The sequence below is a fragment of the Nocardia aobensis NBRC 100429 genome (assembly GCF_000308375.1).
GTDB classification, from domain to species: Bacteria; Actinomycetota; Actinomycetes; order Mycobacteriales; family Mycobacteriaceae; genus Nocardia; species Nocardia aobensis.
On record NZ_BAFQ01000297.1, the window covers coordinates 37550 to 58772 of the forward strand.

At 67.9% G+C, this 21223-nt stretch carries 19 protein-coding genes; 4 read left to right on the forward strand and 15 right to left on the reverse strand.

All coding sequences use genetic code 11. The features are described from left to right. Positions 1-246: 246 nt before the first annotated feature. The 3 genes from RJ03_RS37665 to RJ03_RS33875 all read left to right on the forward strand — a co-directional run bounded on the left by RJ03_RS37665 (position 247) and on the right by RJ03_RS33875 (position 1554). A complete protein-coding gene (locus RJ03_RS37665; RefSeq protein ID WP_157163596.1) occupies positions 247-399 on the forward strand; it encodes a hypothetical protein in 153 nt (50 codons plus the stop codon). Then, positions 396-728 (forward strand): hypothetical protein, encoded by a 333-nt coding sequence (locus RJ03_RS33870; protein ID WP_036511087.1) that lies wholly within the window; start codon positions 396-398, stop codon positions 726-728. The genes RJ03_RS37665 and RJ03_RS33870 overlap by 4 nt, the downstream gene beginning before the upstream one ends. A 358-nt stretch (positions 729-1086) precedes the next feature. Beyond that, complete coding sequence (locus tag RJ03_RS33875) at positions 1087-1554, forward strand: hypothetical protein (protein ID WP_036511090.1); 468 nt, start codon at positions 1087-1089, stop codon at positions 1552-1554. A 376-nt stretch (positions 1555-1930) separates the two neighbouring features. On the opposite strand, the gene RJ03_RS33880 is transcribed toward RJ03_RS33875, so the two are convergent. The 4 genes from RJ03_RS33880 to RJ03_RS33895 form a co-directional block, all read right to left on the reverse strand. Continuing rightward, positions 1931-3298: a flavin monoamine oxidase family protein gene (locus tag RJ03_RS33880; protein WP_036511092.1), complete on the reverse strand. Its 1368-nt coding sequence runs from the start codon at positions 3296-3298 to the stop codon at positions 1931-1933. A 579-nt stretch (positions 3299-3877) separates the two neighbouring features. Beyond that, positions 3878-4396, reverse strand: coding sequence for a TetR/AcrR family transcriptional regulator (locus RJ03_RS33885; protein WP_245552475.1), 519 nt, complete (start codon positions 4394-4396; stop codon positions 3878-3880). Between the two features lie 158 nt (positions 4397-4554). Beyond that, positions 4555-4788, reverse strand: coding sequence for a DUF3263 domain-containing protein (locus RJ03_RS33890; protein ID WP_036511095.1), 234 nt, complete (start codon positions 4786-4788; stop codon positions 4555-4557). Further along, positions 4785-5417: a TetR/AcrR family transcriptional regulator gene (locus RJ03_RS33895; RefSeq protein WP_051025638.1), complete on the reverse strand. Its 633-nt coding sequence runs from the start codon at positions 5415-5417 to the stop codon at positions 4785-4787. Before RJ03_RS33895 ends, RJ03_RS33890 begins: the two co-directional genes overlap by 4 nt. Before the next feature lie 131 nt (positions 5418-5548). On the opposite strand from RJ03_RS33895, the gene RJ03_RS33900 reads away from it, so the two are divergent. Further along, on the forward strand, positions 5549-6769 hold the full coding sequence (locus tag RJ03_RS33900; RefSeq protein WP_232329620.1) for a PucR family transcriptional regulator: 1221 nt from the start codon (positions 5549-5551) through the stop codon (positions 6767-6769). A gap of 71 nt (positions 6770-6840) precedes the next feature. Here the strand turns inward: RJ03_RS33900 and RJ03_RS35505 are convergent, their stop codons facing one another. The 11 genes from RJ03_RS35505 to RJ03_RS33955 form a co-directional block, all read right to left on the reverse strand. Beyond that, complete coding sequence (locus tag RJ03_RS35505; RefSeq protein WP_051025639.1) at positions 6841-7719, reverse strand: NAD(P)-dependent oxidoreductase; 879 nt, start codon at positions 7717-7719, stop codon at positions 6841-6843. Positions 7720-7784: 65 nt separating this feature from the next. Beyond that, entirely contained in the window at positions 7785-9245 is a 1461-nt protein-coding gene (locus tag RJ03_RS33910; protein ID WP_036511100.1) for an aldehyde dehydrogenase family protein, read from the reverse strand. Beyond that, positions 9242-10372: a Zn-dependent alcohol dehydrogenase gene (locus RJ03_RS33915; protein WP_036511103.1), complete on the reverse strand. Its 1131-nt coding sequence runs from the start codon at positions 10370-10372 to the stop codon at positions 9242-9244. The genes RJ03_RS33910 and RJ03_RS33915 overlap by 4 nt, the downstream gene beginning before the upstream one ends. Beyond that, positions 10369-12831: an AMP-binding protein gene (locus RJ03_RS33920; RefSeq protein WP_245552476.1), complete on the reverse strand. Its 2463-nt coding sequence runs from the start codon at positions 12829-12831 to the stop codon at positions 10369-10371. The genes RJ03_RS33915 and RJ03_RS33920 overlap by 4 nt, the downstream gene beginning before the upstream one ends. Further along, complete coding sequence (locus RJ03_RS33925; protein WP_036511106.1) at positions 12807-13589, reverse strand: gamma-glutamyl-gamma-aminobutyrate hydrolase family protein; 783 nt, start codon at positions 13587-13589, stop codon at positions 12807-12809. Before RJ03_RS33925 ends, RJ03_RS33920 begins: the two co-directional genes overlap by 25 nt. Continuing rightward, on the reverse strand, positions 13586-14959 hold the full coding sequence (locus RJ03_RS33930; RefSeq protein ID WP_036511109.1) for a glutamine synthetase family protein: 1374 nt from the start codon (positions 14957-14959) through the stop codon (positions 13586-13588). The genes RJ03_RS33925 and RJ03_RS33930 overlap by 4 nt, the downstream gene beginning before the upstream one ends. Beyond that, a complete protein-coding gene (locus RJ03_RS33935; RefSeq protein ID WP_036511112.1) occupies positions 14952-15611 on the reverse strand; it encodes a hypothetical protein in 660 nt (219 codons plus the stop codon). The genes RJ03_RS33930 and RJ03_RS33935 overlap by 8 nt, the downstream gene beginning before the upstream one ends. Positions 15612-15667: 56 nt before the next feature. Beyond that, positions 15668-17095 carry an APC family permease gene (locus RJ03_RS33940; RefSeq protein WP_036511115.1) on the reverse strand — a complete coding sequence of 476 codons (1428 nt, stop codon included), beginning with the start codon at positions 17093-17095 and terminating at the stop codon, positions 15668-15670. A gap of 171 nt (positions 17096-17266) precedes the next feature. Next, on the reverse strand, positions 17267-18667 hold the full coding sequence (locus tag RJ03_RS33945; RefSeq protein WP_036511118.1) for a flavin monoamine oxidase family protein: 1401 nt from the start codon (positions 18665-18667) through the stop codon (positions 17267-17269). After that, positions 18664-19563, reverse strand: coding sequence for an alpha/beta fold hydrolase (locus RJ03_RS33950; protein WP_036511123.1), 900 nt, complete (start codon positions 19561-19563; stop codon positions 18664-18666). The genes RJ03_RS33945 and RJ03_RS33950 overlap by 4 nt, the downstream gene beginning before the upstream one ends. After that, a complete protein-coding gene (locus RJ03_RS33955) occupies positions 19556-21067 on the reverse strand; it encodes a flavin-containing monooxygenase (protein ID WP_036511125.1) in 1512 nt (503 codons plus the stop codon). The genes RJ03_RS33950 and RJ03_RS33955 overlap by 8 nt, the downstream gene beginning before the upstream one ends. Positions 21068-21223: the final 156 nt, after the last annotated feature.

Here is a 21223-nt window from a genome sequence, read left to right on the forward strand (position 1 = left end):
GAGCCACACCATGTCCGACTCTGCAGGTGCACAGGTTTGGGAGCCAGACACGCCGGGATGAGCGGACGTGTCGGCCGGTGCGGGCGGTGCGCCTACCGTGGTCGCGTCGGGTTGTCTGCCCGGCGCCGCGCGTGAGCGCGGCCGGCCTGTCGATCAGCTTGTCCAGCAAGTTCTTGCGCTGTCGCGGGGAGAAGGCGGCCTCGTGGCGGCACGACCGGATCGGTACGACACCCCAGGAGGTCGAAAATGCGTGATGCTCGTTGTGCCCGGCCCCTTGTGCCCACCGTCTTCGTCGCCGTCGCGGCCACGGTGACAGTGTGGGCGCCGACGGCCTCAGCCGAGCCGCTCGGTCCGCTGCCGGTCTACACCTGCGACATCGCGGAGCAAGGTTCGGTGTGACGGAACTCGACGGAACCAAGGCCATCAGGGGGCAGAACTGCCAGGCCGGCGAGGGCACGCCCACCAGCGGGAAGGTCGAGGAAGCGACTCTCATCCAGCCCAGAGATAACGACCTCGCCTACATCTGCAACGGCACGGTGTTTGTCCACCAGAACATCATCAACGGCCGGCTCTGGACGTCAAGACCGATCGTTGCCGCATCCCCGGGCAGTGAAATTCGTATACGTGCCTACAGATCTGGGCTTGTCCGGCGTTGCGAGCACAGACCGATCGAGACACCGCCAGCCGGCACGGACAGTGGTTACACCCTCGGTTCCGCGGCGTTGTAGCGCGCAGCATGCTCCGGGACATCTCGGAGACGAACTTGCGGCCCTCGGCAGCGGAGTTGTTGAAAGTGAGTTGGTCATCGCCGAGATCGCCCGCTTGGCAAGCACCGTATCTTTGATCTCCGCCTGCACGCTAGCCCGACGAGGCATCCACCCGACGACAGGAGCGCCTACCGAATCCGATGACCACGAACATCACATTTGCCACACCTGCATCAAAAGGCGTGAAACACCCAGCTGGGCGCGAAACAGGAAAACAACGATATTTCCGCAGATCAGACGGCTACACGGGCCAAAAGCCAACCTAAGACAACGAAAGGTCAGAACCCAGAAAAGCCTCTGACCAGACATTATAAAAATTGTGGACCTGGCTGGGCGTTACGCGAAACGGGATGACCTGCGCAAACTCGAAAGCCTCACCGCCGGAATCCAATCCGACAGCCCCGAACCGAAGCGGCGGCAGCGAAAATCAGCCACACCGCCACACGCCAAGCCGGCCCGGAACATCCAACGCCGACTCCCCCGCCACACCATCGACCAACTCGTCCAGGACTACCGCGACGGCGCAACCGCACTCGAACTCGCCCAGCGATACGGCATCTCCAAAACCGCCGTCCTGAACCTGCTCACCCGAGAGGGCGTCACCCGCCGACACCAACCTCTGACGGACGCCGAGGGCGACCACCTCGAACGGCTCTACCTCGCCGGCCACTCCCTCACCTCATGCAGCCGACTCACCCGCACACCCGCCAGCACCATCAAAGACGCACTCCACAAACGCGGCACACCCATGCGCCCCGCCGGCGGCCACCACAGCAACCACACATGAGCCGAGCCGAATGTCGACACACCCGAAAAGCCCGTCCAATTCAGGCCGATAGCGAATCTTCAGCAATCATCACACGATCAAGCTGGCCCGCCGGTTCGGGCAGCGGAAGCGATGACAAAAGTCCGGCCTCAATGTGCCGGCAGCTCCGATCGAAGTGGCTGCGTTTCGAAGCCGTGAGGAACGCCGAGGACTTCACCTAGCAATGCGGCCACCTCGTCGAACATCAGCACATCGTGTCCGTTATCGAGGTCTTTCGGAGGTGTCCGCCGTCACGGGAGAGCTGGACCGCCGCGCACGCCGCGCCGACATCGACACACGCCATCCGGTGGTTGTAGGGAACAACCACCGCACGCTGCGCGGATGCCCGGTGGTGGTCTTATCGTCGTCGGCTCAGGTCGGCCAGTACGGCTTTCGCGGCGCGCTCACCCGAGGTGGCAGCGTCGGCGAGGGTCGGCAGGTCGAGCTGGTAATCACCGGCGAAGTAGATGTTTCCGAGTGGATCACGCAGCGTCGGAAGCGAGTTCCGCCGCCCGGGAGCCCAGAAGGGTACGACGCGGCGGTGCCGCCGGACTACGCTGTGGCCCAGCTTTCCTTTCAATTCGGGGAACACGGTGACCAGGTCCTCGGCGAATCGCGACACGATTTCCTCGTCGGTCAATTCCAGCAGTTCGTCGGCCTGTGCGCCGCCGGCAAAGCAGGCCAGTGCTCCCCCGGGTTTGCGATTGCTCCCCCTGCGCATCGCCGCGGCGTGGTTGAACATCGCCTGGAATGACAGTTGCGGTGTCGAGACGGCGACGTATTCGTCCCAGCGCTGTGGTCCGGTTTCTTCGGTGAAGAAGCCGACGATCACGTACCGACCGTAGGTGATGTCGCTCAACGCGTTTCGGTGCTGCTGCGGCAGGTCGGCGATGATCTGCTCGGCGACATCGGCGGGTGCGGTCACGATCGCACGCTTCGCGCGCAGGCGGATCGTGCGTTCGCCTTCGAGGTAGTCGACGACAACACCGTCGCCATCGCGGCGCACCGACCGCACCGGCGAGTTCAGCCTGATCCGCGGCCCGAGATCTTCAGCCAGCACATCGGTGAGGGTCTGATTACCACCCACGGGTAGCGAGAAGTTCGGGACCTTCTCCGGGTCCGAGAGAGCGAGGCCGACCGAGGTGACGAACTGGGTGGCGGCGGTCTCTTCCACCTCGCACCCCATCCACTGCGCCGACCACGCCCGGACGATAGCGGCGGCCAGTTCCGACCGGACCCCTTTGAGCAGGTAGGACGCCAGCTTGGTGTCGAGTTTGGCGCGAACCCGTTGCGCGACACGGCTCTGCGACTGAAGGAAGGGCAGGACCGCGAGGATCCGAGCACCGACAATCCCCATACCGATCCGGTCCAGCACGCTCATCCGCGAACCGAACATGAGTTCCACGGGATTGGAGGTGTCGACCAATCCCCCGTTGAGGTACAGCGCGACGCTCTTACCCGCGAGCGAGCCCATCTCGATGCGGTGCCGCTCGAGAGCATCGAACAGCGGGCCGGTGCCCTCGGTGAACTGAGTGCCGACATTGATCCAGTAATCGCCACGTCGGACGCTGTCGACTCGTCCGCCCGTGCGACCGGAGGACTCGAGCACCACGACATCGGTGTTCGGTGACAGGGTGGTCGCCGCCATCAATCCCGCCATTCCGGCGCCGACGACGACCACATCGGTGGTCTCCTCGTGCACTTCGTGCGTGTCCTGCGCTGTCATGTCAACTCCTGACTCTCGATTGATAACTCAAAAAGGTCCACGAATCGGCGCTCGCACCCCCTGCTCGTAGCGACGCACTGTGGGTCCGGCGGTGCGCCGGCGGCACACTGCGGTAGCCAGTTTCGAACTGGGTTCGACTTTATGGCAGCAACATGAGGTTGTCAACGCTCACTCTGCTTCATAGTGGCCGCCACCGAAACGGCGCGCCAACGCCAATGGAGAGTTCGAGAAACCTACCACCAACTGGAGAAATAGTCTCTCCAGCGGCTTAGCTTTCCGACGTGACAGCATCCACGCCACGCTGGTTGACGCGGCGGACAGCCCAGACAAAATCCGAATCGAGGTCGACTTATCGTGCTCTAGCACAGCCTCGGCGGTCCGGCCGCCGGTGCCAGCACAGCACTGACCGCAGACCGGGAAGCGAACATCCAGGCGTAGGGCCATTCAGACTTCGATGTCGGCCGCGCGCCCTCGCGCAAAGCAGGCCGAGATTGTCCGGCCCGAAAACATGGAGGAATTCGAAGAATTCGGCTCCTACGACGACTAGACATATGTTTCGAGATACGCGGTGATGAAGCGTCACGCTTTTTTCACGGCAGTGTCGTCGCCGGTTCGGGACCGACGGAATGCGACATCGAATAGACGGTTTCCCACCTCGAACACCAGCTCGAAAACGAGCGGTGACACATCCTGCCGAACCCACTCTTTCGACAAGGCCAGACCTCGAAGTTGCTCCGCCTGTTTTCGGTCGAATGCCAGCGCCATATCACTGATCGCCGGATTGCGGCCACAAAACCAGAGCTCGACGAAACAACCCGGGTGCCCACGGAAATAGCTCAGATAGCCGTCGATCATGACATCGACCGCTTTACGCAGGCTGCGGGGCGCGGACCTACCACTCCAGACGGTGCCGAGCCGCTCCTCGAGCTGCGTCGAATGCCTTTGTAAGAGCGCGATTTCCAACTGATTGCGGTCTTCGAAGTAGTGATAAATAGATGCGATCGGGATACCGGACCGTTCGCTGACCGCCTTCAAAGTGGTGGCCTCATACCCCTTTTCGCCGAACAGAACGTCGGCGACATCGAGAATGGTCCGCACACGCTCGACACTGCGACGCTGCACCGGCGCTGTCCGCGTGGCTGACGAAATCGCTGCCGATGCTTTTCGAACACAATTCGAAATCGTATCACTTCGATTACGCCACACGCCGACGATCCGCCGGACGAACGACGCCTGCCGAAGATGGCGGAGCTTCGTTATCGCGATGTTTGGACAGCCGAGCGCGCCAGCCGTTCACGGCACTGTTCGCGAAGCGCGCTGAGAGTCGATCCGCCGAGCACACGCGCGGGCGGGGTTCGAAGCAACCGCAACAACCGCACGTGGAATTCCTTCGGCCGCAGACCGAAGCGGATGAACGCTTCTTCGTCGTTACCACCGTAGGGTGCCCATGCGGTGGCGAATTCCAGCATTTCGATATCGAACGGGGTCATGGCCACCGACCCTGCGGGTCGGAGTCGGATCCGTCGGGAGTCCCGAGACCGTCGAGGATGACCATCGCCGCGCGTTCGACCTGCTGCTGTTTTCGCTCGTCGACGACACCCTGAATGTCCAATGCCCAGTGCGCTTCGAACAGACACACCAGCGCATAGGCCGCTGCCGAGACATCCTCCGCGCCCACGGCGGGATAGCGCTCGGCCAGCACCGCTTCCAGATCGGGCAGCCACCGCTGCGTCCACAGGTCGTGTAGACGCTCGCGGACCGCCGGGTCACGAGCGCTCAGCGCCACCAGCTCGGCCCACACCACCATGTCGTCGCGGGAGCGGTAGGCGCCGGGCGCATACGCCGCCGCCACCCGCAGCCGTAGCGGCAGATCGCCGTGCCGATGCACGATCTCGCTGCCCATAGCGCCGACGACGTGGTCGATGAACGCGCCGATCAACTCGTCGCGAGACCCGAAGTAGTGCAACACAAGTGTGCGCCGCAACCCCGCGGCGTCGGCGACCTTCGAGAAGGTGACACCCGCCAGGCCCTCCCGCACGGCGACCGCGAATGTGGCTTCGAGTATTTCCCGAATCCGCTCGTTCGCCTTGCTCGGCCGCCCGACCTGATTGACTGTCATGACAGTTAATTTATCACGGGAGCAAACTGAGGTGTGCCGATTCCGGGCCCGAAACCGACCGCTGCACCGAAAACCCGTGGCAATTCGTGAGTTCCGATAGCCGGCGCGTCGTGTGGCGCTAGAGTGCGGCCGTGGACTTACCATGGCCGCAACCGAGCCGACGCACCGCTGAGTTGATGCGGGATGTCGCCGAGCGCCTTCTGGCCGCGTCCAGCACTGCGGTCGACGAGGTGGTGGCCGCGGCTCACCGGGACGCCGAATACCGGGCACTGGTCGATGATCCACAGCTCGCGGCGGCCGACCGCCAGATGAGCAAGACGTATATGCGGCACTGGCTGTCGGCCACTCTGCACGACCCCGGAGCTCGAGTCCTGCCGTGCGTCGAACCGGAGGTTCTGCAGTTCGCACGCGACCTGGTGCGGCGTGGCCTGGACATGCACGACCTCGGGTCGTGGCGAGGCGCCCAGCACGGCGCGTGGGAGCTGTGGGTCGACACCTGTTTCGCGGCGACCACCGTTCTCGACGAGCTCCGCGACGTGATGAAAGTATCCGAGCGGTCGATGGCGGCCTTCATCGACGATTCGATCGCGGCGCTCGACGAGTACGTCGAACGGGAGCGGGCGGACCTGGCACGGGGCGCCAGCGCCGAGCGGCACGCCACCGTCCAGCTCTTGCTCGAAGGTGCGCCGATCGGCCGGTCCCGGGCCGAATCGCGTCTCGGGTACGCGCTGACGGGTAGCCACGTTGCCGCGATCGTCTGGAGCGACTCCGCCGACCAGGCCGCGGGTCTCGACGCGGTTGCCGAGGCGGTGATGCGGATATGCGAAGCCCCACGCCGATTGACCCTGAACGCCAGCACCACCGCGCTGTGGGTGTGGGTCCCGGCGGAGATGGTCCCCTCGGCCGAGATGGTCGACGCCGCCCTGGCCACTCACCCGGGTATTCATGTCGCGTTCGGACGTTGCGGGCGGGATCTCGACGGTTTTCGCCGCAGCCACCTGGACGCCGCCGCCGCGCAGCGGTTACTGGCGCGGATAGGCTCGGCGCGCCCCGTCGTCCGGTACGAGGACGTCGCGTTGGTGTCCGCGCTCACGGCCGACATGGCACAGGCCGATCAGTTCGTCACCGACACCCTGGGCGACCTCGCGACCGCTGACCCGGTGCTACGGCAGACGGTGCTGACCTATGTCCGCGAACGGTTCAACGGCTCCGCCACCGCGGAACGGATGTTCACGCATCGCAACACCATCGAGCGACGGCTGGCCCGGGCCGATCAGCTGCTGCCGGCGCCACTCGCCGACAACGCCGCGAGCGTGGTCGCGGCGCTCATGCTCGTGCAGTTGCGAGACTGACGTGCGGACACTGGCCGCACCGGATCAGCGGCCGGCATCGCTGATCGAGTCCCTGATCGGACGGGACGGGGTTACTCTGTGCCGATGATTTTCGTCTGAGCTGCGAAGCCGAGGTCACCCAGTCCGGCATCGACAGCTGCGGTCAGATTCTCGATTGCGGCGAAGAACACTCGGGGGTTCAGCCCGGTCTCCTTCATGATGTCGATGGCTCCGCCCAAGGCTTGGGCGTAGGTGGCGATGGTTGCTTGATCCGTGGTGAAATCGCCGCTGGCAATGGCCGTCGCGACCCTCGCCGTCTCACTCTGGATGGACCCGAACGCGGCAGGCGTCAGGGCGTCGAGGAGGGCCTGATCCACTCCTTGTCCGAGCATGTAGGTCGTTGCCTCCACGTAGGCACTGACGGCCGGGACCAGGAACATGCCGACGAGTCCTGCGTTCAGAACACTGGCGATCTTGACGTCTGGGGACACCCGGACGGACACGGGAGTCAGCAAGGTCAGACTCTCGGCGTGCTCGGCCCAGGCGGTTTCGGATCCGGAATAGAGGATCGCCGCCCCCTCGGTGCCGATCTGTTCCGGATATCCGAGGATCGCCCCGTCCAAGTACTCGGCGCCGCGCTCGCCGGCCCAAACCCCGAAGGATTCGACTTCTGAGGGAGCGGCGCTGCCGACATTGACGAGCGTTGTGCCGGTCAAGTCCGACACGGGCTCGAGGGCCGCGAGGGCGCCGTCGTATGTGGCGAGGCACACGAGGACCAGCGGCGCGGCACGGACGGCGTCGTCGATCTCCCGTATGGGCGTAATCGTGTTGTCGGCCAGTGCGTCTGCTCTGTGGTGCGTCCGATTCCAGACGGCGACGGACTTGCCGGCGCCGGCGATTGCCCGCGCCAGGGCAGATCCCATCAGGCCACAGCCGAGAACTGTGACGTCATGTGAGGTGGTCTTCTCCATTTGTTCTCCCTCTCTTCGATGACGTGCCGTGGTGTCGACCGCACAGGCCAGTCGATGACCGCCGTCTAGAGCGGCAGATCCGCCGAGTCCACGCCGACGACCCGGTCGCCGCAGAACACCCGCACCGATTCCGCCGGACCGTGTCCGCCGATGCCCGACGGGCCCCAGAAACTCTGAGCGGAGTCGTCGCCGAGATCGGCGAGCTTCGCGCCGTTGACGCGCACCTCGCCGGACACGACCCGGGCACCGATCGCGATCGCGCGGTCGGTGTCGGTGCCGAACACATAGGCGTCCAGGCCCGAGGGGTGCGCGTTGGCGGCGCGCAGCGCGTCCTCATCCGAGTCCACGCCGTGCAGGGAAACGACCGGCCCGAACAGCTCGGCCGTCGTGCGGTCCGGGTCGGACCCGGTGGCGATCGTGGGTGACAGGAAGAAACCCGGCAGCCCGGGCAGCTCCCCGGGCTGGTCGATCTCGGCACCGAGCCCGCGCAGGCCCTCGATCCGCTGGATCAGGGTCCGGTAGTGCGGCTCGTTGGAGATCGGGCCGATGTCGGACTCCTCGTCGAGCGAGTGCCCGATCCGTAGCCGCGCGATGCGCTCGTCGAGGGCTTCCCGTAGCGGCTGCACCAGCCGGTGCGGGGCCAGGACCTTGCCCGGCCCCTCGCACCACTGGCCGTTCAGATTCGTCATGCCGGTGAGGATCCCGTCGGCGGTCACGTCAAGGTCGGCGTCATCGAGCACGAGGACGGGGTTGTTGCCGCCGAGCTCGAGCTGGAGGACCTTGAAGTCCTCGACCGCCGCGCGAGCGATGGCGCGCCCGGCGCCCGGGCCGCCGGTGAAGGACACCACCTGGACCCGTCGGTCACCCGTGAGCGCGGCGCCGATGTCACCGGCGCCGTGTACGAGTTGCAGCGCACCGTCGGGTAATCCGGCATCCACGAAACACTCGACGATCACCTGCGCGCTGGCGGGGGCGTGCTCGGACGGCTTGAGCAGCACCGGGCACCCCGACGCCACCGCGCTGGCCACCTTCGCCGCCGGGATGAAGCTGGGGCCGTTCCACGGGGTAAGGATCGCGGCGGGCCCCCACGGTACCCGATGCAGCCGGACATCGCGGCCGCCGGCGGCGAGCGCGGTGACGCGGGGGATCGCACGGGCTTCGGTGGCCGCAGCCCGGATCCGGGCCGGGAGGAATGCGGCGAGCTTGCGAGTGGCAGTGATCGCCGTGCCGCTCGTGATCGCATCGGTGCGGGCGATCTCCTCGAGCCGCTGCTCGACGTTCGCCGCGGCCCGTTCGAGCGCCTCGGCCCGCTCGAGCCGGAAGTCGTCATCGGCCCAGTCCGCCGCCTCGTAAGCGCGCTGTGCGTGTCGCAGCGCGCGTTCCAGGCCGTCCGGCGACGTGGTCACCGTGCGGTGGACCGGCTCGCCCGTGTTCGGGTCGAGGTTCCATGCGTCGAGCGCCTGGCATGGCACCCATTCGCCGGCGATATAGCTCACCGGCTGGGCGAGGGTCGTCGTAGTGTTCATCGGATCTCCTGCACAGCGGGGATGTCGGAACCGGCCGGCATGGCGACGACAATGCGGGTCACGTCGCCGGACTTCATCGCCTCGAAGCCCTCGTTGATCCGGTCGAAACCGATGACCTGGGTGACCATCTCGTCGAGCAGCAACCGGCCCTGCTGGTACAACCGGGCGAACTGGGCGATGTCCTCCCGCGCCTGCCCCGAGCCCATATACGAGCCGATCAGGCGCTTTTCGCCGAAGAAGAAGTCCGACGCGGGAACGGTCAACTGCGTGCCCTCGGGGGCGATGCCGACGAGGCAGGCCGTGCCGGTGGAACGCACCACCTCGAGGGCGGTGGCCGCGGTGCGGGCGGATCCGACGGCCTCGAACGAGTAGTCGACGCCGTCGCCCAGCAGGCCGCGCACCGCGCCGGCCGGGTCGTTGGTTCCTCCGTTGAGGGTGTGAGTCGCGCCGTAACCGCGGGCCGCGCGGAGCCGCTGCTCGTCGAGATCGATCGCGACGATCGCCGAGGCACCCGCAAGGCGCGCGCCCTGGATGATGGCCGAGCCGACGCCACCGCAACCGATCACCGCCACCGTGGCGCCGGGACGCACCCGCGCCCCGCGGAACACCGCGCCGACTCCGGTGACGATGCAACACGACAGCAGGCAGCCGACCCGGGTGGGCACGCCGTCGGGCAGCTTCACGGCGGCGTTCGCGCGCAGCAGCATGTGCTCGGAGAACGCGCCCAGGTCACCGAGCCGGGCGACCGGCGTCCCGTCGGGCAGTGTGTACGCGGGCCGCGGGCGGCGCCGGATCTCGTCGACCCGTTGACACTGGGTCGAACGGCCCGCGTTGCAGTTCGCGCACTCGCCGCACGACGGGGTGAGCGCGCCCGTGACGTGGTCGCCCGGACGCAGGCTGGTGACGGCCGAGCCGACGGATTCGACGATGCCGGCCACCTCGTGACCGACTACGACGGGCAGCTCGGTGGGGACCGTGCCGGTCATATAGTGCAGGTCGCTGTGGCACAGCCCGACGTGCGTGACGGCGATCCGCACCTCGTGCGGCTCGGGGTCGTCGACGTGGATGTCGGTCAGGTGCAGCGGTTCGCCGACCCGTGTCAGTACCGCCGCGCGGGTGGTGATCATCGGTTCTCTCCGGTCGTTGTGGCCGGCTTCCTGGCGCTCCAGAAGCCCGCGATACCCGCGGTCAGCGCTCCGCTGTTCCATGACGCGTCGGCCGCGGCGTCCTCCAGCTCGAAGGCGCGTTCGATCTCCTCCGACGAGGGCCGCAACAGCGCGAGGTGTAAGGCGGTGTTGTTGCCACCTTCCGGCGTCCAGGCACGGACGGTCTCGATCGCGCGGTCCAGCAGTTCGTCCGGCTCGACGATCTGATCGATCAGGCCGATCCGCAGCGCCTCCTCGGCGGCGATGCGCTCCGAGCCCAGGACCATCCGCATCGCCTGGTTACGCACGATCCGGGGAAGCAGCACGCTCGACGCATTGGAGATCGTGAGGCCGCGGGCATTCTCCGGCTGGAAGAACGTGGTCTGCGGCGTCCCGAGGCGCGCGTCGCAGCACAGGGTGATCTCCGAGGCGCCGCCCACCGCGATCCCGTTGATCGCCGCGACCACGGGGACCCGAGTCTCGATCACCGCGCGGGTGACGTCGTGGAAGGTCTCGAAGGTCTCGCGCATCTCGGCGAACGTGGTCGGCGCCGCGCTGAGGTCCTCGCCCGCGCTGAAGGCGCGGCCCGCGCCCGTGATCACGATGCCCCGGACCCGCTCGCCGGTGCCGTACTCGCGGATGAGCGCGGCGAGGCGCAGGCGCATCCCGACGGTCAGCGCGTTGAGCTTCGACGGCCGCTGCAGGGTGATCACGGCGACGTCGCGGATCACCTCGATGAGCACGTGCTCGGCCGCCGCGTCCGGCGGCGTGACGTCCAACGGCGCCACGGCCGTCGATGCGGCGAGGTCCGACGGAGGCCGTTCGCGCAGGTCGAAGGTCGTGCCGGGAACTTCGGCCGCCCGGGCCTTCAGGGCGGGCTTGGACACCCGCTCCGAGGGGGTTCGGGGGAAATCGGCGACGAATTCGACGTATCGAGGCACTTTGAACCGTGCGAGCTGCTGGGTAGCCCGGTCGATGATCGCCTCGGCCGTGGCGCGGTCGCCGGTGGCGCCCCCCGCGAGCTGGACGAAGGCCTTGACCTCCTCGCCGAGCACCTCGTCGGGCTCGGCGACGACAGCGGCCGCGACGACGCGATCGTCGGTTTCGAGCGCCGCCTCCACCTCGGCGCTTGCGACATTCTCGCCACCACGGCGCACCATGTCCTTGATGCGACCCACCAGGCGGATCTCGCCCCGGTCGTCGGCGATCGCGATGTCACCGGTGTGCAGCCATCCGTCGCGTAGCGTCCGCGCGGTCTCCTCGGGCCGGTTCCAGTAGCCGAGCATCATGGGCGTGCCGGATACGGTCAGTTCCCCAGGGGTGCCGGCGGGGGCCTCGGCGCCGTCGGCGTCCACGATCCTGACCCGCTTATTGGGCACAGGCCGCCCGATGGCGCCACCTCCAACGGATGCGGCGTCATCGAGCGGGCTGATCAGGTCGATCCCGCTCTCGGTCATGCCGTAGACCTCTCGCCACGGTGCGCCCCAACGGTCCTCTAGCCGGGCGTGCAGCGCCGCCGGGATCGCGGAACAGAACACCGCGCGCAGGTCGTTGTCCCGGTCGTCGGCGGCGGGCGGCTGCTTGAACAGCAGGGTCGGCATCGATCCGAGGACGTAGCAGAACGTCACGCGATGGCGGCGCGCATCGGCCATGAACCCTGATGCGGAGAACCGCGGCAGCACCACCAGCGGCGCGCCGGCGGTGAGGGCGAGCACCGTGTTCCACTGCGGGTCCATGTAGGAGAAGGGCTGCGCCGTGAGCAGCACGTCGCCGCCGCCGAGGCCGGCAGCCGCGGCACAACCCCAGGCGATGCGGGTCCAGTAGTCGTGGGTCAGCATGCACGCCTTCGGGAATCCCGTTGTGCCCGAGGTGTACTGGAGGTTGGCCAGTGTGTCCGGAGTGATCGCGAGATCGGGGGCGGTGGGCGGGAACCCTGTTTCTCCCGCGTCGGCGACGTCGACGATGCGGATGCCCGCGAGGGCGTCGTCACCGGACACCACCTCACGCACCAGCGGAAGGTGCTCCGCGTCGCTGACGATCACCTTCGCGCCCGAGTCGCGCAGCACGAACGCCAGATCAGCCGCGCGGTACGCCGAATTGACGGGCACGGCGACAGCGCCGGCCTTGAGCACCGCGAACCAGGTCAGCGGCCACTGCACGACATTCGGCAGCATGATCGCGACGCGGTCGCCCGGCGCCACGCCGTCGACCTCGATCAGGCGGTGCGCCAACCGCGACGACGACGTGTCGGCCTGCTCGTAGGTCCACGAAGCGTCGCCGAACCGCAGCAGCTCGGCGGCGGGTGTGCGAGCGGCACCGTCGGCCAGCAGGCCGGTGACGGTGCGCACCCGGGGCGTCGCTCCCATCCGGTCGAGGGCGACGGCGGGACGCCGCGGTGCTTCGTCCCTGGGCGTCGTCACGACTGTCGTGTCAGCGGGCATTCCCCGGCCTCCTGTCGTTTTCTCGATTCGTCGACGATCCAGGCCATGGCCGGATCGTCTCGTTCCATCCACTCGGGGTGCCATTGCACCCCGAGGATCGGCGCGCCGGGCGCCTCCACGGCCTCCGCGACCCCGTCGGGCGCGCGGCCGGTGACGACGAGTCCCGCGCCGCACCGATCGACGGCCTGGTGATGCCACGAGTTGGTGACGGCGCTGCCACCGAATATCCGCGCGGCCGTCGAACCGGGATCGAAGGTCACGAGGTGCTCGGCGTCGCCGTCGGTGGGTGCCGCCAGCTTCGACAAGTGAGGCACCGGGCCGGGCGGCAGGTCCGCGATGAGCGTTCCGCCCAGCGCTACGTTGAGCAGCTGCATCCCGCGGCACACTCCCAGCACGGGGATACCTCGGTCGATGGCGGCGCGGGTCAGGGCGAACTCGTAGTCGTCGCGTTCGGAGTCGTGCGCATGGGGATCGAGCTGAGGGTCGACATCCCGGACGACGGAGACGTCGCCGCCCCACCGGGCCGGGTGCACATCCTGTCCGCCGGTGATCACCACCCCGGACAGCCACTCGCAGGCCTCCTGCGGATCGGCGTCGTAGGGCAGGTGCACGGGCACGCCACCCGCCTTCGCGACGCGGGTGGCGAAGGCGGACATGAACGAGTCCACGCACGCCGCGGCGTAGCGCTCGTCCATGCCGGCGATCAGGCCCAGCTGGAACCGGCGGCCGGTGATCCCGACCAATGGCTTGCCGCTCACGGGAACTCGAAATAGCGACGGGACTCCCACTCGGAGAGCTCGGCGTAGGGGTCCCCGCCCTTGGTGTGGAACTCCATCCACTCCCATCGCCGCGACGCCACCCAGAAGTCGACGAACTCGTCGCCCAGGTACTCGCGCAGCACCGCGTCGCCGTCCAGCGCCGCGATGGCCTTCGTGATCGAGTCCGGGATCCGCTCGACTCCGCAGTCGTCGGGCAGGCACCACGCCATGTCGTCGACCTGCGGCGGGGCCTGCATCTGCCGTTCGATACCGGCCACGACCCCGGCGAGCACACCGGCCAGCGCGTAGTACGGGTTGACGTCCGAGCCGGGCAGCCGGTATTCGAGCCGCGAGTACTTGGGATGCCCAACGATGGCTCGCACCGCCGCGGTCTTGTTGTTGACGCCCCAGGAGATGGTGGTCGGCGGACCGCTGATGTCGACCAGACGCCGGTACGAGGTGATCTGCGGCAGCGCCAGCAGGGTGTTTCCCGCCATCGTGGCCAGCAGCCCACCAACGGCCTGCAGCATCACCTCGGACGGCCCGTCCGGTGCGAAGAACTGATTCTCACCGTCCCGGTGCAGCGAGAGGTTGATGTGCGCGCCCTGCCCGAACCCGGCGGTCGGCTTGGCCATGAAGGTCACCGTCCGGTCCTGCTCGAACGCGACTTCGCGCATCACCTGCTTGGTGCGCACCCAACGGTCGCCGAGCGACACCGGATCGGTGGGCGCGAGGTTCAGTTCGGTCTGACCGGCGGCGGCCTCGTCGGTCCACGCCTCCCAGGTCATGCCGAGCTCGTCGAGCCGGTCGGTGACTGCGTCCATGTAATCGACCCAGTCCTTCGACCTCGCCAAGTGATAGGTGGCGCCGGTGTCCCCGCCGAGCGGGGTGAGATTGCGGTAGCCGCGGGCCCGCGCCTGCTGGACGGACTCTTCGAACAGCGTCGTTTCGATCTCCACCGCGACCGTGGCGGTGTAACCGAGTCCCTTCAGCCGCTCGACCAGCCTGCGCACCATGTTCCGCGGGCAGATCGGCACCGGCCGCCCGTCCCGGAGCCAGTAGTCGCCGATGACGGAGTCCAGGCCGGGCTTCCAGTGCACCAGCGTATTCATGTCGGGGATCATCGAGATGTCGTAGAGGTTGCCGCGCCAGTCGGGGAAGGCGTCGCCGAAGACGAACGCATCGCCCAGGTCGATCGCGAACATGATGTCGGCGAAGGCGAAGCCCGACTCCTTGCCGGCGGCGAATTTCGCGGGCGTGACGGTCTTTCCCAGGAAGCTCCCGTCGTGGCCGGTGGCCTCCAGGCGGATCGCCTTCGCGGGGACCTCCCACGCGGACTTGATGGATCGGGACCGGATGATCTCAGACATCGAATCGAACCTTCCAGGAGGCGGCCGTCATGACCGACATCTGCGAGAGCGTCCCTTGGACCCGCAGGCCGGAGTCCAGGGAGGTGAGCAGGTAGTCGGCGCCGGTGAACACGCCTGCCAGCGCGTCGGGCGTGCCGACCATGCGGTAGGTGGACGGGCCCGAACCGAACCGGGCCTCCTGGGGGCCCTCGGCTTCCTGCGCGACCGCGACGAGGACGTCTGGGATGCCGCGGATGCCGCGGGTCAGGTTCCAGAAGCGCTCGGCGGCCTCGCGCCACGGTGGCAGCGGGGGTCGCAAGGCGCCGAGGACCGCCTCAGCCAGTTCCGGGTCACCGTCCGGGCCGCGAGTCGGCGCGAAACGGGATTCGAGATCGACGACCAGCGTCGCGTCGGCCGGCGCGAAGACGCCACCTGTCACGGTGACGGCGCCCTCACCCAGCGTGACGGTGGCCGCCTGAGGGGTGTCGTGCGAAAGCACGGCGACCGTCCCGGTGCCACGCTCGAGCACCTCGGGGGCGTGGCCGATCCGGACCGCGTCGCGCAGGGTCCGGCCGAGCAGCCGGACGACAGGCGTGGCATCGTCGTCGACCTCGACCCGGACCGGCGCGCGCGGCGCCGCCAGGCCCGGGGAGATCGTCGGGGTTTCCGTCATTGTCGTACCTTTCTCCGAAGACGGGGTTGGTGCTTGTGGGGCTGTGGGCGCGGCGGTCATTCGAGGGCCGCGTAGATTTCCGGCCGGCGCCGGGACAGGAGCGCCGCCCACGCGAGGCCACCGGCGAACGCCGCGGCGACGACCGTGAGGAAGACGTTCGCCCCGGTGCGCGAGCCGATCAGCAGCTCGAAGTTGCCGATGACGAGCACGAGGATCGTCGCGAGCGCGCCGAACGCGAGGGCGAGGGCGACCGTGCCCGTCCACGCGGTCGCCGTGCGAACCTTGCGGAAGTGCACAAAGACCGCCGCGCAGGTCAGAGCCAGTAGCACGATCAGCCCGAGGGCGCCGGCACCGCCGAACCAGGCGTAGATCTCGACAACGGGCTCGAGCCCGGCGATCGCCGTGGCCGCGAGCACGGTGGCGATCACCCCGGAGGTCAGCAGCGAGGCCACATGCGGCGACCGGTGCGCGGGGTGCACCGAGCCGAGCGAGACCGGCAACGCGCCCTGACGTCCGAGGGCGAACAGGTAACGGGCCACCACGTTGTGCGCGGTGAGCACGCAGGCGAAGAAGCTCGTGACGAGCAGAACCTGCATGACATCGTGGGCGGCCCGAGACAGGTAACGGGTAGCCAGCCCAGGCGCTAGTCCTTCGGGGTCGTTCGCCGCGAGCTCGACGGCGTGCGCGACGCCGAGGCCATTGACCATGGCCCAGGACGAGAAAGCGTAGATCACGGCGATCAGGACAACCGCGATATAGGTGGCCCTCGGGATGGTCCGGTCCGGGTCCTTCGCCTCGGACCGGAAGACGGCGGTGGCCTCGAACCCGACGAAGCCGAAGACGGCGAACATGATTCCGGTGCCGGTGGCGCCGCTGGTGAACGCGTCCCAGGTCAGCGGGTGCGCGGAGAGCCCGCTCTCGCCGCCGCGCAGCACGATGGCGAGGTCGACGAGAGCGACGATCCCAACCTCCGCGATCAGCAGCGCGCCGAGCACCCGCGCGCTGACCTCCACGTTGCGGTACCCCAGGTAACCGATAGCCGCGAGCCCCGCGCCCGCAAGGACCCACCACGGCACCGCGACGCCGAGGAAGGTCTCGGCCACAGTGCGCGCGGCGGCCCCGAGGTAGGCCGAAACGGAGACCATGAGCAGTGAATACGTAACCAGGGCGAGCGTCGCGGCGCCCAGCCCGGTGCCGGTACCGAGACCGCGTTGGACGTAGGAGTAGAAGGCACCCGCGTTGCGTACCTCAGGGGTCATCGCCGAATACCCGACGGTGAACAGCACGAGCACGACTCCGACGAGCACGAAGTCGACCGGCGTCCCGATGCCGTTCCCCGAGCCGAGCATCAACGGGATGAGTCCGGCGAACACCGTCAGGGGCGCGGCCATCGCCACGACCATGAAAACGATCTGCGGAACGCCCAGTGTCCGGTCCAGGCCGGCCGTGACCGCTCGTGCCCGTTCTTCGCGCTGCTCGGTCATGACAACTGCTCCATTCGGTGATGCTTTCCTAGTCCGCCTGCCAGAGGTCCGCAGTGACCGACCGCCGGTCCCACGGAGATAGCCCCCTGTGCGACAGATGGAAGGCGCACCGGCTCGACACCCCGCGGGAGGGCGGCGGAAGACCCGCCCGCGGACCGGCGACGGACGCGGCTACCCCGCGGGCCGACTCGGAACCTTGACGAGTCCCGCGTCCAGCACCTCTCGGACGGCGCGTTCCGCAGCACGGACAGCGCCGTCGAGATAGCCCTGATTGACCGTCGCGGTCTCCGTGCCGGCCCAGTGGATCCGACCGACCGGCCGGCGATCCGCATCCGTGTACTCGGTCAGCGAGCCCGGAGGGCGGGAGCCGACGCAGCCGCTGATCCACGGCTCGTGCGTCCAGCCCTTCTCGAGGTACGCGATCGGATCGGCCGCTTGCGCCCCGAACAGCACGGTCAGGTCGGCGAGGAACGCCGAGCGCCGCACGGCGGGGTCGTCGAGGATCGCGTCGGGCCCGGGCCGGCCGACTCCCTCCCCAGCGGTCGCGAGGAAGGCCAGCAGGATCCCGACGCTGCCGTCCGGCGGGGAGTTGTCGACGACGAACTGGGCCACCGGCAGGTCCGTAACCGCCTGCCCGTTCAGGCCCTCCTCGCGCCAGAACGGGCGGTCGTAGACGGCGAAGAGTTTGCTCTCCGCGCCGCTGCACCAGCGACGCTGCAGCATCGTGCGGCGGGTGGGCAAGCCCGGTGTCACACGGATCCGGGCCGCGTCCGCGGGCGACATCGCGACGATCACCCGGTCCGCGCGAACGTCGACCCGCGCCGACCGGACCGAGACGCCCCCGGCATTCTGCGCGATCTCGATAACGGGCGAGTCGAGCACCACCGCGTCCCCCAGATCCTCGGCCAGGCGCTCCGCGATCCGGACCGAGCCACCGACCACCCGCGACTCCTGCGCCCCGCCGGTGATGTTGAAGATGTGGTCGATTCCGCCGGCGCCCCGGATCCGCGCCAGCTGCACCAGCAGCGAGGTGGAGTGCAGGGCCTCGGCGTTGCTCACCGAGAAGCCGACCGAGAACAACTCTCTGGCCTCCGCGGTCATCGCGTTCGCATCGACCCAGTGCCCGAAGGTCGTGGCGTCCCACGAGCGGGCGCGACGCGCGGTCCACGGCGCGTCGAGCGGCACAGTTCTCGCCATCCGCTCCAACCGCAACTGCAACTGGGCGAAGTCGGCGAGAACGAGCGGACTCAGCGGCGGGATGGTGCCGTCGTATCGCTTCGAACGACCACGCCGGTGGTAGATCGACTTCCCGTCGACGTACGTCTCGAAGGTGGCCAGCCCCAACTCGTCGATCAGCGCGAGGACCCGGTCCTGGCCCGGACCGACCCATTGGCCGCCGCCTTCGGTGATCACACCGTCGGCAACGTCGAGGTTCATCGTGCGGCCGCCGACTCGGTCACCGGCCTCGGTCACCACGACCGATTGCCCGGCCTGTACCAGCCGCCGCGCCGCTGTCAACCCGGACACCCCGGCGCCGACGACGACGATGTCGGCGGTGCGTAGCTCGGTCATGCTGATGCCCTTTCGAGGTGTTCGACGACGTGGTCGGCGACGAGGGGTGCGAGCGCGGCGGGCAAGTGATGTCCCATTCCGGAAATCACGATGTGTCGCGCACCGGGTATCGCGGCCGCGGTGGCCTCGCCCCCGGAAGGCGCGATGATGAGGTCGCGATCGCCGTTGATCACCACGGTGGGAGCCTTGACGCCGGCGATCTCCGCCGTCCGGTCACCCGAGGCTTGGATGGCCTGAACCTGCCGGGCGGTTCCGGCCGCACCGTCGCCGGCCGTGCGATTCCACGTCTGCACGGCATGGTCCGCTTCCTCGACCTCATCGATCGGGAACTTGTCGCCCGCCAGATGCGCCGTCAAGCGAAGGTGCGCACGCACGGCCTGTACCCGGTTGCGCGGCGGCGGGGCGGCCATCAGCGCCAGAGTCGACACGGCCGGCCGACCGACCTTCGGATCGCCAGTGGTCGAGTACAACGAGGCCAGTGAACTGGTGAGTTCGGGGTACCGCGCCGCGACGGTCTGCGCGATCATCCCTCCCATCGAGCGCCCGACGAGGTGCACCGGGCCCAGGCCGAGATGTTCGATCAGTTGCGCCGCGTCGGCCGCCATGTCGGCCAGCGTGTAGGCGTCCCGGCGGGGCCGGGCGAGCAGTTGCCGGAGCGTACTCGGTGGCGGAGTGCTCGCGTAGGTGGAGCGGCCGCAGTCGCGGTTGTCCATCCGGATGACCTGAAAGCCGGCCGCGACCAGGGCGGAGACGAACCGCTGCGACCACGCCGTCAAGTCCTCCGCGAGGCCGGCGATGAGCAGGATCGGCGGGGCGCCGAACGTGCCCTCGATTCGATAGCAGACACGCGTGCCGCCGGGAAGGACGGCGAAACGGTCCTCGGTGTGCTCAGGCATGAGCCGCCGCCCGCACTGTCGAGGCTGCGCTCTCCTCGGCGGTGGAACCGAATCGCAGCGCGTCGTCCAGCAGGGGGCCACGCAAAAGCTTGGCGTCCTGCGGGTAGGACATCGACATCTGCCACATGCCGGTGCCCTGCTTCGGATTGATCGCGATGGCCCGCTGCGCATAACCCGAGCTGAGGTCCATGACCGGGCGCGTCTCCATGGCGGGATCGGCCTCGACGACGACGCTGTCATAACCGAAGGCGTCCATATGCGCTTGCAGGTTGCAGAAGTAGCGGCACAGGATGCCGATCTTCAGCGTCCACGACGAAGTGGTGTAGCCGATCGCGATGGCGAGGTTGGGAATGCCCGAGAGCAGGGTGCCGCGGTAGACGACGGAGTCGGCCAGGTTCACCGGTGCACCGTCGACCACCACGTCCATGCCGCCGAGCAGGCGCACATTGAGGCCGGTCGCAGTGACGATGACGTCGGCGTCCAGATGCTCGCCCGACTCGAGCTGGATCCCCGACTCGGTGAAACGCGTGATCCGGTCGGTGACGACCGAGGCGCTGCCGTCGCGCAGCGCGGCGAAGAAATCGCCGTCGGGGGAAAGGCACAGGCGCTGGTCCCACGGGTCGTAGGGTGGGTTGAAGTGGGTGTCCACGTCGTAGCCCCTGGGCAGCAACATCTTGTTGACGCGCCGGATGACCGCGCGCCCCAGGCGGGGGAAGGTGCGCAGCGACTTGACCACGCCCCGATCGATCCAGATGTTGGTGAACCGGGTCATCGCGTAACCGCGGCGTTGGCCGAAGAGCCGGGCGAACAGCAACGCCAGAGAATCGACCTTCGGCCAGGGCACGACGTACGTCGGGGTGCGCTGGAGCATGGTCACGTGAGCGGCGGCGCCCTCGCCGGTCAGCATCGACGGAATCAGGGTCACCGCGGTCGCGCCGCTCCCGATCACGACGACCTTCTTGCCGGCGTAGTCGTAGCCCTCGGGCCAGTGCTGGGGATGAATGATGTCGCCGGCGAAGTCCTCGCGGCCCTCGAAGTGCGGGGTGTAGCCCTCGTCGTAGCGGTAGTACCCGGTACCGGCGAAGATCCAGTTGGCGGTGACACACTTGTCGCCGTCGGCGGTGCGCACGTCGATCGTCCAGCGTGCGTCGGCGCTCGACCATTCGGCGCGCTGCACGCTGTGCCCGAGGCGGATGATCCCGCCCAGATCGTTCTCCTCGACCGTCTCGCGCAGGTAGTTCAGGATCTTAGGACCTTCCGCGATGGCAGCGCGGTCATTCCAAGGCTTGAACTCGTAGCCGAAGGTGTGCAGATCGGAATCGGACCGGATGCCGGGGTACTTGAACAGGTCCCAGGTGCCGCCGATGTTGTCGCGCCCCTCGAGCACGACGACACGCTTGCCGGGGAACGCCTCGACGATGTAGCGCGCGGCGCCGATACCGGAGATGCCGGCACCGATGATGACGATGTCGAATTCCTCGGGTCGCTGCTTCGTAGCGTTCATCGTGGAGCCTTTCGATGGTGATCACGTCGATGTGCGATTCCACGGTGCCCGCTGTTGCGGTTCTCGCACTACGGCGCGGTGCCCAGTCCTGCGCGACGGTGTGGTGCACAGTGCACTGTCCAGGCCTTTGCGGTACGGATCACACCGCCTGGTGGT

Coding starts and splice junctions, on each gene's coding strand:
- RJ03_RS37665 (WP_157163596.1), top strand. CDS start 247: ATGCGTGATGCTCGTTGTGCCCGGCCCCTTGTGCCCACCGTCTTCGTC.
- RJ03_RS33880 (WP_036511092.1), bottom strand. CDS start 3,298: ATGACAGCGCAGGACACGCACGAAGTGCACGAGGAGACCACCGATGTG.
- RJ03_RS33890 (WP_036511095.1), bottom strand. CDS start 4,788: ATGACCCCGTTCGATATCGAAATGCTGGAATTCGCCACCGCATGGGCA.
- RJ03_RS33895 (WP_051025638.1), bottom strand. CDS start 5,417: ATGACAGTCAATCAGGTCGGGCGGCCGAGCAAGGCGAACGAGCGGATT.
- RJ03_RS35505 (WP_051025639.1), bottom strand. CDS start 7,719: ATGGAGAAGACCACCTCACATGACGTCACAGTTCTCGGCTGTGGCCTG.
- RJ03_RS33910 (WP_036511100.1), bottom strand. CDS start 9,245: ATGAACACTACGACGACCCTCGCCCAGCCGGTGAGCTATATCGCCGGC.
- RJ03_RS33915 (WP_036511103.1), bottom strand. CDS start 10,372: ATGATCACCACCCGCGCGGCGGTACTGACACGGGTCGGCGAACCGCTG.
- RJ03_RS33920 (WP_245552476.1), bottom strand. CDS start 12,831: ATGCCCGCTGACACGACAGTCGTGACGACGCCCAGGGACGAAGCACCG.
- RJ03_RS33930 (WP_036511109.1), bottom strand. CDS start 14,959: ATGTCTGAGATCATCCGGTCCCGATCCATCAAGTCCGCGTGGGAGGTC.
- RJ03_RS33935 (WP_036511112.1), bottom strand. CDS start 15,611: ATGACGGAAACCCCGACGATCTCCCCGGGCCTGGCGGCGCCGCGCGCG.
- RJ03_RS33940 (WP_036511115.1), bottom strand. CDS start 17,095: ATGACCGAGCAGCGCGAAGAACGGGCACGAGCGGTCACGGCCGGCCTG.
- RJ03_RS33945 (WP_036511118.1), bottom strand. CDS start 18,667: ATGACCGAGCTACGCACCGCCGACATCGTCGTCGTCGGCGCCGGGGTG.
- RJ03_RS33950 (WP_036511123.1), bottom strand. CDS start 19,563: ATGCCTGAGCACACCGAGGACCGTTTCGCCGTCCTTCCCGGCGGCACG.
- RJ03_RS33955 (WP_036511125.1), bottom strand. CDS start 21,067: ATGAACGCTACGAAGCAGCGACCCGAGGAATTCGACATCGTCATCATC.